At 44.1% G+C, this 15,212-nt stretch carries 17 protein-coding genes; 15 read left to right on the forward strand and 2 right to left on the reverse strand.

Features of this window, described 5'->3' with window-relative positions:
- Nucleotides 1-65: 65 nt before the first annotated feature.
- The 11 genes from GT360_RS05325 to GT360_RS05375 all read left to right on the forward strand — a co-directional run bounded on the left by GT360_RS05325 (nucleotide 66) and on the right by GT360_RS05375 (nucleotide 9,992).
- Entirely contained in the window at nucleotides 66-251 is a 186-nt protein-coding gene (locus GT360_RS05325) for a hypothetical protein (protein ID WP_164647867.1), read from the forward strand.
- Nucleotides 252-332: 81 nt separating this feature from the next.
- Nucleotides 333-1,709: a YcjX family GTP-binding protein gene (locus GT360_RS05330; RefSeq protein WP_164647868.1), complete on the forward strand. Its 1,377-nt coding sequence runs from the start codon at nucleotides 333-335 to the stop codon at nucleotides 1,707-1,709.
- Nucleotides 1,706-2,737, forward strand: a complete 1,032-nt coding sequence (locus tag GT360_RS05335) for a YcjF family protein (protein ID WP_164647869.1) — start codon at nucleotides 1,706-1,708, stop codon at nucleotides 2,735-2,737. Before GT360_RS05330 ends, GT360_RS05335 begins: the two co-directional genes overlap by 4 nt.
- A gap of 99 nt (nucleotides 2,738-2,836) precedes the next feature.
- On the forward strand, nucleotides 2,837-4,381 hold the full coding sequence (gene tyrR / locus GT360_RS05340; protein ID WP_164647870.1) for a transcriptional regulator TyrR: 1,545 nt from the start codon (nucleotides 2,837-2,839) through the stop codon (nucleotides 4,379-4,381).
- A 23-nt stretch (nucleotides 4,382-4,404) separates the two neighbouring features.
- Complete coding sequence (gene rimJ / locus GT360_RS05345; RefSeq protein ID WP_164649584.1) at nucleotides 4,405-4,959, forward strand: ribosomal protein S5-alanine N-acetyltransferase; 555 nt, start codon at nucleotides 4,405-4,407, stop codon at nucleotides 4,957-4,959.
- A 1-nt stretch (nucleotide 4,960) separates the two neighbouring features.
- Complete coding sequence (locus GT360_RS05350) at nucleotides 4,961-5,554, forward strand: HD domain-containing protein (RefSeq protein WP_164647871.1); 594 nt, start codon at nucleotides 4,961-4,963, stop codon at nucleotides 5,552-5,554.
- Between the two features lie 4 nt (nucleotides 5,555-5,558).
- Nucleotides 5,559-6,032 (forward strand): DUF2947 domain-containing protein, encoded by a 474-nt coding sequence (locus GT360_RS05355; RefSeq protein ID WP_164647872.1) that lies wholly within the window; start codon nucleotides 5,559-5,561, stop codon nucleotides 6,030-6,032.
- Nucleotides 6,033-6,281: 249 nt separating this feature from the next.
- Nucleotides 6,282-6,467, forward strand: a complete 186-nt coding sequence (locus GT360_RS05360) for a hypothetical protein (RefSeq protein WP_164647873.1) — start codon at nucleotides 6,282-6,284, stop codon at nucleotides 6,465-6,467.
- A 304-nt stretch (nucleotides 6,468-6,771) separates the two neighbouring features.
- On the forward strand, nucleotides 6,772-7,368 hold the full coding sequence (locus GT360_RS05365) for a GTP cyclohydrolase II (protein WP_164647874.1): 597 nt from the start codon (nucleotides 6,772-6,774) through the stop codon (nucleotides 7,366-7,368).
- Nucleotides 7,369-7,679: 311 nt separating this feature from the next.
- The gene (locus tag GT360_RS05370; protein WP_164647875.1) at nucleotides 7,680-9,266 is read left to right on the forward strand and encodes a L,D-transpeptidase family protein; all 1,587 of its coding nucleotides are present in this window, start codon (nucleotides 7,680-7,682) and stop codon (nucleotides 9,264-9,266) included.
- Nucleotides 9,267-9,335: 69 nt separating this feature from the next.
- Entirely contained in the window at nucleotides 9,336-9,992 is a 657-nt protein-coding gene (locus GT360_RS05375; RefSeq protein WP_164647877.1) for an MBL fold metallo-hydrolase, read from the forward strand.
- Here the strand turns inward: GT360_RS05375 and GT360_RS05380 are convergent.
- Nucleotides 9,989-10,678 carry a DUF2982 domain-containing protein gene (locus tag GT360_RS05380; protein ID WP_164647879.1) on the reverse strand — a complete coding sequence of 230 codons (690 nt, stop codon included), beginning with the start codon at nucleotides 10,676-10,678 and terminating at the stop codon, nucleotides 9,989-9,991. The genes GT360_RS05375 and GT360_RS05380 overlap by 4 nt on opposite strands.
- A gap of 240 nt (nucleotides 10,679-10,918) precedes the next feature.
- Here GT360_RS05380 and GT360_RS05385 point away from each other — a divergent pair, with 240 nt between their 5' ends.
- From GT360_RS05385 to GT360_RS05400, 4 genes are all read left to right on the forward strand, one after another.
- On the forward strand, nucleotides 10,919-11,287 hold the full coding sequence (locus GT360_RS05385; RefSeq protein WP_164647880.1) for a MarR family transcriptional regulator: 369 nt from the start codon (nucleotides 10,919-10,921) through the stop codon (nucleotides 11,285-11,287).
- Between the two features lie 484 nt (nucleotides 11,288-11,771).
- Complete coding sequence (locus GT360_RS05390; protein ID WP_164647882.1) at nucleotides 11,772-12,989, forward strand: cyclic di-GMP phosphodiesterase; 1,218 nt, start codon at nucleotides 11,772-11,774, stop codon at nucleotides 12,987-12,989.
- Nucleotides 12,990-13,074: 85 nt separating this feature from the next.
- Nucleotides 13,075-13,296, forward strand: a complete 222-nt coding sequence (locus tag GT360_RS05395; RefSeq protein ID WP_164647884.1) for a hypothetical protein — start codon at nucleotides 13,075-13,077, stop codon at nucleotides 13,294-13,296.
- Between the two features lie 232 nt (nucleotides 13,297-13,528).
- Nucleotides 13,529-14,347 carry a MaoC/PaaZ C-terminal domain-containing protein gene (locus tag GT360_RS05400; protein ID WP_164647886.1) on the forward strand — a complete coding sequence of 273 codons (819 nt, stop codon included), beginning with the start codon at nucleotides 13,529-13,531 and terminating at the stop codon, nucleotides 14,345-14,347.
- A 51-nt stretch (nucleotides 14,348-14,398) separates the two neighbouring features.
- On the opposite strand, the gene GT360_RS05405 is transcribed toward GT360_RS05400, so the two are convergent.
- Nucleotides 14,399-15,142: a VP0952 family biofilm-associated protein gene (locus GT360_RS05405; protein WP_164647888.1), complete on the reverse strand. Its 744-nt coding sequence runs from the start codon at nucleotides 15,140-15,142 to the stop codon at nucleotides 14,399-14,401.
- Nucleotides 15,143-15,212 lie beyond the last annotated feature (70 nt).

Consider the following 15,212-nt stretch of genomic DNA (forward strand, 5'->3'; position numbering starts at 1 on the left):
GGGTGGTCTAGTTTTACTAGTGTCACTAAGTTTATGGAAAAACGAGAAAAATTAGGGAGAAGTCCATGCCACGTTTTGTGCAAATTTTGCAAATCGTTATCGCTTTAGTCGTGCTATTTTTTGTTGGGTACGATTTGATTCTTCATGGCGTCAGTATTTTTAATGAAAAATATGTCACATTTACCTGTGGACTGTTTGTTCTGCTTGAAATCGCACTGTTTGTGATTTACAAACTGATAGAAGAAGACTGATTCACGAGTTTTTCACGGACAGTTTGTTTGAATGAGCCTCGGATAATCCGGGGCTTTTTGCTCTTAAGGTGTAAACAATATATGAGAAGTATCACAAGAGAAGTGTCTGACTTAGTTAATCGTGGTCTTGATGCGCATGTCCGAGTTGCGGTGACGGGCCTATCAACGGCAGGTAAGACCGCATTTATCACCTCCTTTGTGAATCAGTTCCTCAATATATCAACGCACGATAACTTACCTTTACTCGGTGCAGCTCAAGAGGGGCGTTTGATTGGTGCAAAGCGTGAGCCTCAAACCAATTTGATGGTGCCTCGATTTGCTTATGATGAGGCCATTGAACAGCTGTCACAAGAAGTGCCCAACTGGCCAACACCAACTCGTGATGTCAGTGAAATACGCCTTGCAGTGAAGTATCGACCTAAGAGCAAAGCGAGAAAACTCATCTCAAAAACTTCAACACTGCACATCGACATTGTTGACTACCCAGGGGAGTGGTTGCTCGACTTACCTCTGTTGGAGCAAGATTTTGACGTTTGGAGTGAGACACAATCTGTTGCTTTGACTGACGCCCGTAAGGCTCTGGCAAAGCAATGGTTGGAAGCGGGGACGCAGCTCGATCTCAACGCACCAGCCAATGAAGCGGCGCTACAGAGAGTCAGTGAGTTATACACTGACTACTTATTACAGTGTAAGCAAGCGGGTTATCACTGGGTTCAGCCAGGACGCTTTGTTTTACCTGGGGATTTAAAAGGCGCACCGGTGCTACAGTTTTTTCCTGTTGAGAACGTCGATCTTGATTCTGTTGTCAAAGGATCCAACCTCGATATGCTTATTTCACGCTATAAAGAGTACCAAACGAGCGTCGTAAAACGCTTTTACAAAGACTATTTCTCGTCGTTCGACCGTCAAATTGTGCTCGTGGACTGCCTATCACCCCTAAATAGCGGAAGAGAGAGCTTCCAAGATATGCGCTTTGCACTTGAGCAGATTATGCAGAGCTACCAATATGGTCGCTCTAGTCTGTTATCACGACTTTTCGCACCAAAGATTGATAAGGTATTGTTTGCTGCGACTAAAGCTGACCATGTAACACCGGAGCAGCACACACCTCTCGTTTCGTTGCTACAAAAAATGATTCATAAAGTCTGGCAGCAAGCGGCATTTGAACACATCGACATGCAGTGCATGAGTATCGCGTCCATTCAGGCAACGCAGGCAGGACACGTATACGCTGAAGGCAAGATGAAGAGCGTGCTTAAAGGCACCTCAATGGAAGGGGAAAGCATGACGGTTTTCCCAGGAAGTGTACCCAAGTCACTGCCTGAAAGTAGCTTCTGGCAAAAATACAGGTTTGACTTTACTGCTTTCAGGCCGGAGCCATTGGCTGACCATCAACCTCTGCCTCACATTCGCATGGATAAAGTCATTGAGTATGTACTAGGAGACAAACTGCGATGAATGAACATCAACCTAAAGCGATTTATCGTGAAGCTGACGAAGTGAATGCTAAAGAGACAGAGGCTCTGTTTGAACAGTCTCAACAATTCTCATCGAGTGAAAAATTTGTTCCAGCGGAGATCTTAGTCACAGAAGATAATAACGCGGCTGAAGAGCTTGAAGGTATCATTCGCCCAAGTCAACGGAGTTCAAAATGGTGGTTAGCGGGTGGTGTGACGTTTGCGGGCTTAGTTGGCTGGCAATTGGTGGACAATATCTCAACGGCTTTAATAACGAGTGATTGGCTCACTCTTGGTTGGAGTGGCTTTATCGCAGCAGTCAGTACATTTGGTGGGGTAACGCTAGCGAAAGAGTTCATTAAGTTGCGTCGCTTGAAGGGGCACTTTTCAGTGCAAGAGCAAACAGAGCAGCTGTTGGCAGACAATTCAGTGGGTAAGGGCATCGATTTTTGCCGCAATTTAGCCAAAGCGAGCGGCATTACCGATGAATACGCGCCATATGAGAAGTGGAAAAATCAAGTACAGCCAACTCACAGCGATGCTGAGATTATTGAGCTTTATGATGCACTCGTGGTTTCTCAGCTAGATAAACAAGCGGTTAAGGTGGTGACAAAGCATGCCACTGAATCCGCTGGCCTTGTTGCGATTAGCCCATTGGCTACGGCAGATATGCTGCTGGTGGTATGGCGCAACATCCGAATGATCAATGCGCTGTGTGAGGTATATGGTATTGAACTTGGCTACTGGTCGCGCATACGCCTGTTGCGCTTGGTCTTCGTTAATATGGCCGCAGCGGGTGCCAGCGAACTCGCTATTGACGCATCAATGGATATGATGTCGATGGACTTAGCAGGAAAGCTCTCCGTGAGAGCTGGGCAAGGCTTAGGCATCGGTATTTTGACCGCTAGATTGGGCCTTAAGTCCATCGAACTCTTACGGCCAACACCTTGGCATGCAGAACGACGCGTAACACTCGGCAGCATTCGTAAGCAAATCGTATCAAAAGTAGCTGCATTGACGATGAAGTGACCAATTTAATGAGGTAACAGACGACTGTTCTTGACGCGTTAGAGCGGGTGGGCGAAACTACTGTCAACTTTTCGTGACACCATTTGATAGGATTATTTCGTGCGTCTAGAAGTCTTTTGTGAAGATCGCTTAGGTTTGACTCGTGAACTGCTGGATATATTGGCGAAACGCAGTATTGATTTACGCGGAATCGAGATTGATGTAACTGGGATTATTTACCTTAACTGTCCAGATATCGACTTTGATACTTTTAGCGAACTGATGACTGAGATTCGCCGTATTTCCGGTGTTAAAGATGTACGAAAAATTCAATTCATGCCAATGGAGCGGCAAAACTTTGAACTGGCCGCCGTGCTTGATAGTTTACCGTCGCCAGTCGTTTCCGTTGATTTAAAAGGCAATGTGGATACTGCTAACCATGCGGCCAATGCGCTTTTCTGCAGTGAATCCGATACGATAGTTGGCCGTTCTATTTCCCAACTGTTACCGAATTTTGCTTTTCAAGACTGGTTAGATGGCCAACGTACACGCGTTAGAGAAAATGTAGTGCACAATGGCTTGGACTACATCGTTGAGTTGATGCCAGTATTTGTGACCGGTGATGATAAAGAGCAAACCTTAGTCAGTGCGGTATTGGCTTTACGCCCAGCGGCTGACGTGTCGCATAACTCGGATATTCTTAGCCCAACCCAAGAGCTTGGTTTTGAACACTTTGTTGGTATCTCAAATCGTCACAAAGCCCTCATTCAGCAAGCAAAGAAACTCGCAATGCTTGACCAGCCTCTATTGATTGAGGGGGAGACAGGCACGGGTAAAGAGATGCTGGCTCGTGCCTGCCACACTCGTTCTCATCGTTCCTCTGAGCCATTCCTAGTATTAAGCTGTGCGTCGATGCCTGATGATGTTGCTGAAACAGAGCTCTTTGGTAATGCGCCAGGTTCATTTAATGACGAAAACGGCCACAAAGGTATCTTTGAGCAAGCTGACGGCGGTACAGTATTTCTTGATGAAATTGGCGAAATGAGCCCACATATTCAGATTAAGCTGCTGCGTCTTCTACAAGATGGGACTTTCCGCCGAGTCGGTGAAGAGAAAGAGATGCATGTAGACGTCAGAGTGATCGCTTCAACACGTCATAACCTCTCCGACCTAGCTGAGGCAGGCAGTTTCCGCGAGGACTTGTATTATCGCCTGAATGTTTTGACACTTAATATTCCACCGCTACGTGAGCGGGCGAGTGACATTGCCCCTCTTATGGAGCTCTTCGTCGCCAAGCATGCTCACAGCATGAATATGATGATTCCAAAGTGGACATCAGAGTTAATTAGTCAACTGTCTACGTACCATTGGCCTGGGAACATGCGTCAGTTAGATAATATGGTGTTACGAGCCTTGACCCAGCTTGAGGGTGATGAGCTGGCCTCTGATAGCTTTGAGTTGCCAAGCAATGAGAAGTTACCTGCATCGTTTAACAGTCAGCAACTCGACGGTTCGTTAGATGAGATAATGAAACACTATGAAGCGCAGATCTTGGAGCATCTCTTCCAAACCTATCCTTCAAGTCGAAAGCTAGCTAAACGCTTGGACGTCTCCCACACATCCATTGCAAATAAATTGCGCGATTACAGCATTCGCAAACAATAGGACTTTTCAAGGTGTTAGGAGAAATGTATCGAGCAGGAGAGGGATTTGTTTTGCGAACGGCAAACATAGCTGATGCTCGGCTCATTAGTGACTATTTTGTGCGTAACCGAGAGTTTCTAAAACCATGGGAGCCGCAGCGAGAGCCGGCTTTTTACACTGAAGATGGGTGGCAACGAAAACTGATCAAACTTCAAGAGCTGCACCGTCTGGGTTTGGGCTTCTATTTACTGATAGTTGACCCGAAAACAGACGAGATGATGGGGACGGTTTCTTTCAGTAACGTTACTCGATTCCCTGTTCATAGCTGTAACGTCGGTTATTCATTGTCGGAGTGCTGTTTAGGGCGGGGAATAATGACCAAAGCACTCAGTATTGCTGTGCAATTCATGTTTGAAGCACAGAATATGCACCGAGTTAATGCAGCTTACATGCCCCATAATGATAAAAGTGCAGCTGTGTTACAGCGTGTTGGGTTTAAAAAAGAAGGCTTTGCCTCGGAATATATTTTAATTGATGGTCAGTGGGAAGATCATATTTTGACCGCGATCATCAAGCCTAGTTGGAAAAAGAGAGATTAATATGTCGCAGAGACTAGAAAAGCAATTAGCACTGCTGATGGAATTGGACCAGCTAAAGTCAGTATTGCGTCGAACTCGCGTAAAAAGTGCGGATGGGCGACTAGAAAATAGTGCTGAACATAGCTGGCATGTGGCGCTAATGGCGGTGTTGTTTGAAGAGCATGCAAATGAGCCTGTAGATCTAAGTCGTGTGATTAAAATGCTACTGCTGCATGATATTGTCGAAATTGACGCTGGTGACACCTTTATTTATGACGCTGTTGCCTCCTTGGAACAAGAGCAAAAAGAGCTAGAGTGCGCGCAGCGCTTATTCGGCATGCTCCCAGAGGAGCAAGGCGAAGAGCTATTTGCTATTTGGCGCGAATTTGAAGCGGCGAAATCGGCAGATGCTAAATACGCAAAAGCGCTCGATCGTATTATTCCGATGCTTTTAAATCATCACAATCAGGGTCAAAGCTGGAAAGAGCACGGAGTGCATAAAGAGCAGGTACTCAAAGTGAATCGCCGCATTGAAGATGGCTCTCAAGCGTTGTGGGATAAAGCGCAGCAAATCGTTGAAAATGCGGTGTCTGAAGGTTGGTTAAAGGCGGATTAAACTTATGTCATATATCTCAATCAACGAATACAGTCGTAAATGGATTTTCACTCATCAGTCTATGCCAGTACCAGAAGCTGATTTGGAGTTAATTAAACCCATGTCGCAGGCAAGGGCCGCACAGCTTTGGAAGGAGCAGGTGAGTGCGACGAGTCCCGATGCAGCGAGATTTAGTTCTCAAGATTGGCCAATGAAAGACAGTAACTGGTCGGAATCAATTAGCTGGATGTCAGAGTGGGAGTCAGATGAAATAGACCTGCCGGAAGCTCTTACGCAACATATTGATTGGCAAGACGATGTGACGATTTATTTCTGCTATGAAAAGTACAATGTATTAGAAACTAAGTGGGCAGTTTTTAAAAAGCATTGGAAGAACTTTTTATTCTATGATGATGGTCCGATTTTGATTGGTAAAAAACGCGATCAAGCTCTGTGGTTCCAGGAAGATGGCACCGTGAAGCTTGGTAAGCGTAGATAATAGGTTTCGGCCCTCATTATGAGGGTCGACATTAATTGATAACGTAAACCGACAGATCGTTTAATCTTGATTTAGAATATTCATAAGTGCAATTAGATGTATAGGTAAGGCCGTAATAGAAAATAATTTGAAGTAGTCCCTCATATTCACAACATTTTACAAGATAACTCGTGCAATTAGTATTCAGTCTGATATTCTGAGCAGGAATTAGGAATGGACTTTTAATTTACTTCTCTACAGGTGTATGTCGTGGAAACGTTGATCTCTCAATTGAAAAAAGACTTTTATAGTCAGCTGAGCGCATCACAATCAAAAACACTACCTCACTCAGCGCCTACCCTCTCTTTGCTCACCGCTGAAGAACTTCTGGAACTCGAAACCGCTTGGGTTCAGCTTAATGTCTGGAAGAAAAATCAGCTGCCAACGGCGCCATAAAGACTAATTTACACCTAAAATATCCAATATCTTAATAACCACCCACAATATCGGTCTATTAAACCCCTGCTAGCCCATCGACTGTACTGTAAAACGTACATTTGCTTTCCCTGTATGCTTCCAATGTATTTTTGTATTGGTATTTAGCGTGTCTTTGATTACAATTGTTATATTATAACAATTTGAGTGTGGGCTATCACACGATTGCTATTGAACTTTGAAACTATTGCCCCCATATATGGAGATATAGTGCCAATGACAGCAGCAACGTGCCCTCATTGCGGAAATTACTAGAGAGAGAGTTATGGCGGAAGTTCGAGCCAGAGTGAATTTTAAAGTCGGTCAAAAAAGCGATATTGAAGCTGAGATTTTATCCTTCCATGGTCTAAAAACCGAAAAAGAGCATGTCGCGGTCATTTTCAAGCAGGCTGATCAAAGCCAGGAACTGCCGTTAGTGAGAATGCACTCTGAGTGTCTGACTGGAGATGTTTTTCACTCTTCTCGCTGTGACTGTGGTGAGCAGTTGGACGAAACCATCAATATGATGGGTGAAAGTGGCGGGATTATCCTGTATTTGCGTCAAGAGGGTCGCGGTATTGGACTTTACAACAAAATTGATGCTTATCGCTTGCAAAGCGAAGGTATGAACACCTATGAAGCGAACAACCACCTTGGCTTTGGCGATGATCTTCGTGATTTCACAGAGGCTGCACAGATGCTGCAAGCTCTCGGTGTTACAAAGATTCGTTTAGTGACAAACAATCCAAAGAAAATCAGAGAGCTTCAAGAAAACGGCATTGAGATAGCGGAAGTGGTGAACACCTCTGCACACGTAAAGTCTGGTAATGAAGACTACTTGAAAGCAAAAGTGTCTCACGGAAAACACAACCTTTCTGTGTAATCAGTTTCCCCGATAAAAACGCATCACTTAACGTGGTGCGTTTTTTTTGATTCTCCCTTTGACTTACCTAAACTACTCTTACTGAAACTTTTGCAAAATGTGAGAAATCAGGCAGCCATATGGCGATTGTTCAGTCGTAAAACTCTCATGAAAGGGTAGTTAAAATACGCTAACTGTATGATATAAAGACCTTAGGATCTTCCAAGGATCTTTATACCGTTTTTAGGTTAGGGTTTCTAAAGTTTAATACAGCATTCATTTCTATCTTTGCCATACTTGTCTAATACATTGAGTTCGGGGGAGTCGAATGTATGAAAATAATAACAGGGTGCGCATTAGCCTTAATGACGCTCCACGCAAACGCAGTGGAAATAGAGCCCATAGACCCGGTTTTAGAGGCGTCGGTTGAGCCGATTTATGTTGAAGGACTGGAGTTAGTCTACCCTTCGTTGGTTGCTAAGCTTGAGCGCGATCATAAGCAGTTTTGGATCAATCCAGATGATCGTATGCTGTTTGAGGAGCAGGTAAACCTCGTAGCGCTTTCCGGAGTGAGCCCCCTGATCGGTCAGCGAGCAGAAAGATTGCAGCAGTTTGCCAGCGATGAAAACTGGACTGCTTATGATCTTATGGCGATCGATACGTTGCTGTTGTATGTCAGCTACGTGGAGAGTGTTCCTGAGAAAGGCAAAGAGTGGTTTTATGAATCACCCATGCTGGTGCAAACGACGGAGCCTAGTAAGGAATCCCTGACTTCGCTAAGTCGTGCGATCGAGATGAATGCACTATCACAGTTTATCGAACATTATCGCGCGCCACACAGCGCCTACGATGATATTGATATTGCCCTTAACGACTTACGTTATCACCTTTCACAGTCGGTATCTCTCGTCGGTTATGACGGCCTTAAAAGAACTGGGGATCTGTTACCTGAGCGTGACATTATCATTCAACGCATTTCTATGGCCGCGGTGGATACATCAAACATCGATTTAGGTTTAGATTGGTATGATGAGAGTTTAGAGGCTGCAGTGCTTGAGTTTCAGCGAATCCATGGACTGAAACAAGACGGTGTGATCGGCCCCAAAACGACGAAGTGGTTTAACGTGTCACCTCGCTACCGTATGACAAAACTTGCACTCAACGTGGAACGTTCTCGATTATGGAATCAAGGCAATACCACACAAGTTACTGTGAACGTGCCAAGTTTCGAAATGAGCTACTCTCATTCAGGGGAACAGGTTTTCGAGTCAAAAGTGGTAGTGGGTAAGCTACGACGTCCGACGCCCGTTATGCAGACCAACATGCAATCGGTCGTGCTCAATCCGACTTGGAACATCCCCTGGAAGATTATGGTCGAAGATATCATTCCTAAGGTTAAACGCGATCCAACTTATCTCCAACGGCAAGGCATTGATATCATTGAAAGCTGGACCTCAAAACGAATTGTGCCAGCCGATAGCATTGATTGGGCAGTGATCAATCCTCGAGCCTTCCCATACCGGATGCGTCAGCAGTCTGGATACAAAAACGCTCTCGGTTTGTATAAGTTTAATACGCCCAATGCAAGAGCGATTTATTTACACGATACACCGAGTAAAAGCTTGTTCAACCAAGACGTACGAGCATTCAGTTCTGGTTGTATCCGTGTAGAGAATGCAGAAGAGTTTGCTGAAGTACTGCTAGACTACCAGGGTATAGAGCGTGATCGCCTCAGTACAGCTCGCTCTAACAAGCATATCCGTTTCAATCAGCAGATTCCTGTATTCATCATCTATCAAACGGCCTGGTTAGAGAACGGAGAGGTACATTACCGCGATGATATCTACGATCTTGATTCGCCTTATCTAGCGAGCAATCCCAGGACGCTTGAACTCGTTGCAGTAACTCCAGTACCTTAATCATTGTCAAACTTGTGGGTAAATGTCATAGTCTGTCGAGCTATAGACTATGACAAATACAGGTGAGTTATGTCCCTCAAATATCAAGTGGTTCCCGTCACTTCTTTTTCTCAAAATTGCTCTATTGTGTGGTGTGACGAAACCATGAAAGGGGTGGTTATCGACCCAGGTGGTGACGTAAAACAGTTAGAAATGCTAATTCAGGAGTTAGGTGTGACTGTTGAGCGTCTCGTGCTGACACATGGACACCTTGACCACGTTGGTGGTACTGAACCACTTGCGAGAGCGCTGGGTGATATTGAAATTGTGGGTCCACATAAAGCAGATAACTTCTGGCTACAAGGTTTAGAAGGGCAAAGCCAAATGTTTGGATTTCCTCTGACTGAAGCGTTTGAACCAAACCAATGGCTTGATGATGGTGACAATGTCACTTTCGGTGAGCAAACATTGAATGTGATACATACACCAGGTCATACCCCTGGCCATGTAGTATTGTTCAGCGAAGAAGCGAAATTGGCGTTTGTTGGTGATGTTCTTTTTAACGGTGCCATCGGCCGCACTGATTTCCCACAGGGTGACTTCAATACGTTGATTACGTCTATTAAAGAGAAGCTTTGGCCTTTGGGCAATGACGTCCGTTTCGTCCCAGGACATGGGCCTGAATCGACATTCGGTTACGAAAGAAAAACCAACCCCTTTGTCGCCGATGAAATGCCGATGTTTTAAACCTCCGTGTCTTTGCGTTGACCTCTTTCAATAGAATCCGCTGACGCAAGGTAGCGACGTGACAGGCCTATGAACTCTTCTAGCGGCCTGTCTAAATCCCCTTCAGCGATAAAAATGTCATAGCCGTAGGCTGCGCGCATATGATCCATTCTATTGGCTACCGTTGCTTGTAAGCCCTTAAATACGCGCCCTCCAACTTGGTAGTGTTTTGAGTCTAAGACTAAGTCCTGAAACTTTTCCCTGTTTTTACTTGCCACACCAACATACAAAAGCGCCCTTTGCTCCATTAACAGCTCGACCGCAAGACGCGGACAAATAGACTCGACAAAGGGGCTGTAGTCCCTGATTTTAATACCTATCCAGGGGAGGGGACGACGCCACCCATCGACGTCTTCTTCACACTGGCCAATGCGTTCAATATTGTGCCAAGAGAGTACCCAGCCACCTTTCACGCGATGCTGCTGAAGATGGGTTGGAGTCAGAGTGAAGCCATTATAGGCTTTACGCATAATATGGTATGTCATACCGACGGCAATAACCGCCACAAACAAAGAGATGAGCGCGGTATTAATACTTGGAGCGGCTAGAAAAAGAAATAGCAGGGCCAAGCCAATCATTATGGCGACAAGCTTTAAGACCATTGACTGAGTTATTTTTTCTCGATTACTGAGGTGCATTGTCTTCATACTTTTTACCTGCTCACCATCTAGTGTAAGTTTAGAAGCTAATAAATTTTTCTACCGTTTATGGTAAAAAGAAGATCAATTCACTGAGTATAGATACAGTTGTTGTTAATGAAATGGGGTTACTTTGCTGCAATTAGCAGCAATTCAACTCACTACCCTACAAATCTCCCATTTTTTTTGGTATAAAACGCGCTATTCATTTTTGACCACTGCAAGATGCAGTGAATTGGAGACAATTTAATGAGACTAGCTCACAAGCGTAAGGTACAAGCGAAGCTACAAAAACACATCAAAGCAACTGTAGCGAACGTTGCGTCTGCTAAAAAAGTAGCGCCAGTGAAAGAAGCACCAGCAAAAGCTGTCGTAAAAGAAGTCGCACAACCTAAAGTGGCATCAAACGTTTCACTGACTCCTAAACAACAACAAGTTTTCGACATCGTTGCTAAGAATGCTGAAGGTATTAACCCTAAAGGTATTGGTCTAGCTGCGGGTCAAGAAGATGCTAAAGCGGCTTCTTGGGCGACAGGTGCGCTTAAAAAGCTTCTTGAAGAAAACCTAGTCGTGAAAGAGCAACTAGCAGGTAACAAAGTTATCTATAAAACAGCTTAAATTATTGTTTATTCTGTTTTTAGCGGTCTCGTTTGAGGCCGCTTTTTATTTTTCATCTCTCATATCTTCCCATTTCTTCCCTTGTAAAAATCATTGATATTGCTGTTGCTTTAATTGGCACTACTGTTACACGACATAGTTTAGTAACGTTCAAGTATTGAAATTCCCCAACAGACTACAAATACTAAAGTTTAAGTACATATAATACCTTCGGTGTATTGCCAGCTAGATCTCATTTTCTTGGTAAGAACTTATTGGTAGTTATTACATTTAAGTGATAATCTCCCCGAATAAGTTCACAGTCATTTATCAGTTCACTGGTTCTAATGGCTTAGTGGCTGATTAATATCAATATAAATGTGGAAAATACCATTCGTTAAAGTTCGGAAGCTATTGCTTGTTCGTTTTAGGGGAATACTTCTGCCTATTACACATTTACATAGCGCTTACGTTAGACGTCGGTAACACATGAACACTATTTAGAATGCTGTATAAACCTGAAGAATCAATAAAGATTGCAATAGAAGATCTTTCTACCGGCATGTTTGTCACCGGTATCGAAAATAGCAAACGTATCAACTTGTCTAACGCAGGCCGAGTATCGAATCAGTCGGGCATCGAGCGTTTAAAAACTAACGATATTAAGTATGTTTATGTTGATCAAAGCCTATCTGAAACTAATTGTGTTTTTAAACCAATCACAGAAGACCCAGGTGTTGAACCTGCCCCTGCTACTCAAGATAGTACAGAGCCAAAGCGAGCTCCTCGCCGCTATTCTCGCGCCTCACAACAAAAGAAAGCTAAGAAGTTAATTAAAGAGGCAAAAACACTCGCTCAGCGCCTGTTGAACGTTACATTTAATAGTCAGCCTCTTGATGTGGAAGAAATTGATGATTGGGCGGATGAGCTGATCGAAGTTGCCTTAGTCGATTCTGATGCATTGCACTGTGTCTCTGCTTTGCGCAGTAAAGACAGCTATTTGCTAGAGCATTCAGTGAACGTGGCGTGCTTGCTTGTTACGTTTGGTAAGCACTTGAAAATGGACAGCGAAACACTCAAATCACTTGCTATTGGCGGCATTATTCATGATGTAGGTAAAGTCAAAGTTGATGATAAGGTTCTGCATAAACCAGGAAAACTAACCGCTGAAGAGTTTGAACACATGAAGCTACATCAAGTCTATGGTCAGGATATCATCCACGGTGTTCGTGGATTGAGCTCAGTAAGCCGAGATGTGTGTTTGATGCACCATGAAAAATTGGATGGTACGGGTTATCCAAACGGTTTGCGCGAAGACCAGCTTCCGACAGTGGGTCGAATGAGTAGTATCGTTGATATCTATGATGCTTTGACCGCAGATCGTTGCTACAAATCGGGCATGAGCTCTGCTGAGGCGTTTAAAATTTTGCTATCGCTGACTCCCGACCACTTAGACAGAGAGCTGGTTTACAAGTTTATCAACTGCATCGGGATGTATCCTGTGGGCTCATTAGTGGAGCTCAGCGATGGGCGCGTAGGTATTGTCTGGACCTCCAATCAATCCGAGCCCCTCAAGCCAGTGATTAAGTGCTTCTACTCCAACAAGTATCAGAGGTATGTTGAAGTGACCTACCTTGACCTCAAAGGGTCGTCCCACAAGATCGTCAAAGCAGTATCTCCCAAATCACTGAAAGTGGACTCAGCGCCTTTTTATGAAGAATAAAAACACTGTATAACCAACCAGTATTTTTCTTGCGTTTCGTACAGCACCTCCTATACTGTTTATATACACAGTATGGGGGGTACTTATGTTATCAGACAAAATTGAGCGAATTAATCGCCTTCGCAAAGAAGCGATGAGTAATCCTGAGTTTCTTAAAGCTGCACAAGAACACCAGAAAGCACTGGAAGATAGTGAGGAAACCCCTTTTGAACCCAAGAAGCGTAAATATAAAGCACGTGCTACCAGAGCACTTTCAGACCTTTATCAAGGTGTGGATGTCGGGCAGCACGGCAATACCCGTCACTGAGTTTTCTGTTTTTGTACGACAAGTAAATTGTACAGATGTAATCGGCATTATTCCAAATTTACATTTTGGTTGTGCCATTATACTCCCCGATAGTTAAATGTAGTTGACACGGAAGTATTACGCCTAGTCCCAAGTTTGGAGCTAGGCTTTTTTTGTTTAATGTAGCGGAATCTGAAATCTTGGGTGACAATAGCACTCGTTGCTATACCAAAGTGAACAAGGATGTCCGTTAATGTTAGTACTGTCTACAATGCCGAGTTATCGAAGAGAACTACTTAAAGCATTGTTTAAGCGAACAAAACCGTCTAGTTGCTCGTTTGATAAACTTCAAGTAAGTCTATCTCATATACGAATCGATACTCGACAACTCAGTCGATACAATCGTTATTTTGCTTTTAATGACAATGAAATCCCTCTTCCATTTTGGTTTGTATTCTCACAACCAGCACAGTTAGCCCTCTTTAATCTGCCACAGTTCCCAGCTTCAGTCGTTGGCTTAGTCCATACAGGATTAGTGATAGAAAAGCACAGGCCAGGTCAAGTGGATGACGAGTATCAAGTATCACTCTCTGTTCAATCTTGTGAAAAAACCGATAAAGGGCTCAAAGTCTCTCTACATATTGTCATACAAAGTAACGGGGAGAAGGTGGTTAGCATACAAAGTGATTATTTGAGTCCTTCGTGTGACAGAAAGAGAGGAAAGCCTAAATCGAATGCGCAACCATTTGATACATCAGAAGCAAGGAAGGTGGAATATGATGTTCGTAAAGCTCGTAAGTATGCAAGGATATCAGGCGACTATAATCCCATTCATCTAAGTAGCGCTTTGGCGCGGCTTTTTGGTTTTAGGCAGCCGATATTGCACGGAATGTATTCTGTGGCCTCTTTGTATGCCTACAGCTACAAACGTAATGTTGGTAGCGATAAACAGATGCGGGTTAAGTTCAAAAGACCATTATTTTTGCCACAAAGTGCTTATATATTGCAGATGGACACTCGCGGGTATCTGATTAATAGTGATGGCAAGGCTTGTGTGGAGATGGTTTGGTAGTTAAGCGGGATGGTTGCTAAACAAGCTCTCTGAGTTGAGTCAGGAGAGTTATTAATCAGGAGTGTTTACACTCTCTGTCTCTATGCTTCGTAATATGTAGTCTGTCGCCCAGGCAGTGCCTAACAGGCACATCCAGACGACTAGGATTGAGTGAGGGACCTCTACTCTCGGAGAAACAACAAGTGCAGCAAATCCTACCGTTGGAACAGTCCAGTGGAGCAGCTTGCTCCAGTTGAAGTTCTTAATCCGAGATAAGAAGTCAAACGCGTAAGACATTCCCACGATAGACAAAGCAACGACGGTCGCATGAAATAAACCAGCAAATCCAAGCGGTATGATCAATCCTAAAGCCCACCAGCGTTCACCGTGTTTCACCTTAAAGCGTAGTGCTTTCCAAATAGCACTAATGGATGCTAATTGTAATGCTGTCATTAGAGGCAAGCCCTCTAATGAGTCGAGGTGTTGGATAACCATGATGGCGATTTGCAGTGATAAGAGGATTGAAGTGGTAATGAGAATGACTTTTCTGCTGCTACGTTTTGAAAATGCGACGGTAAGGAGCGGGAAAAGAATCCATTGGCCAATGGAGAGCGCGATAGGTTGGTACGGTAGGGTCGCTGCATAGGTCATCATCCCGCCAACAAGCAGTGCAGCTTCGTTGCGTTTGTGCGGTAATATCCAAAGAACAGGGACCAGAAAAGTCAGCAGTGGAATCTCTTCATAACCCACTCCAAGTGCTTTTGCACCCAAGATCGTCAGTAGGATAGATACGACAAAACACAGTATTGGAAACATACGCTAACCTTTACAGTCACATTCGAGACAACGCCATGCGCATTAGTTTTCTTGGAGTTAAGTGGTGCCA

This window comes from Vibrio astriarenae (genome assembly GCF_010587385.1).
Classification (GTDB): Bacteria; Pseudomonadota; Gammaproteobacteria; order Enterobacterales; family Vibrionaceae; genus Vibrio; species Vibrio astriarenae.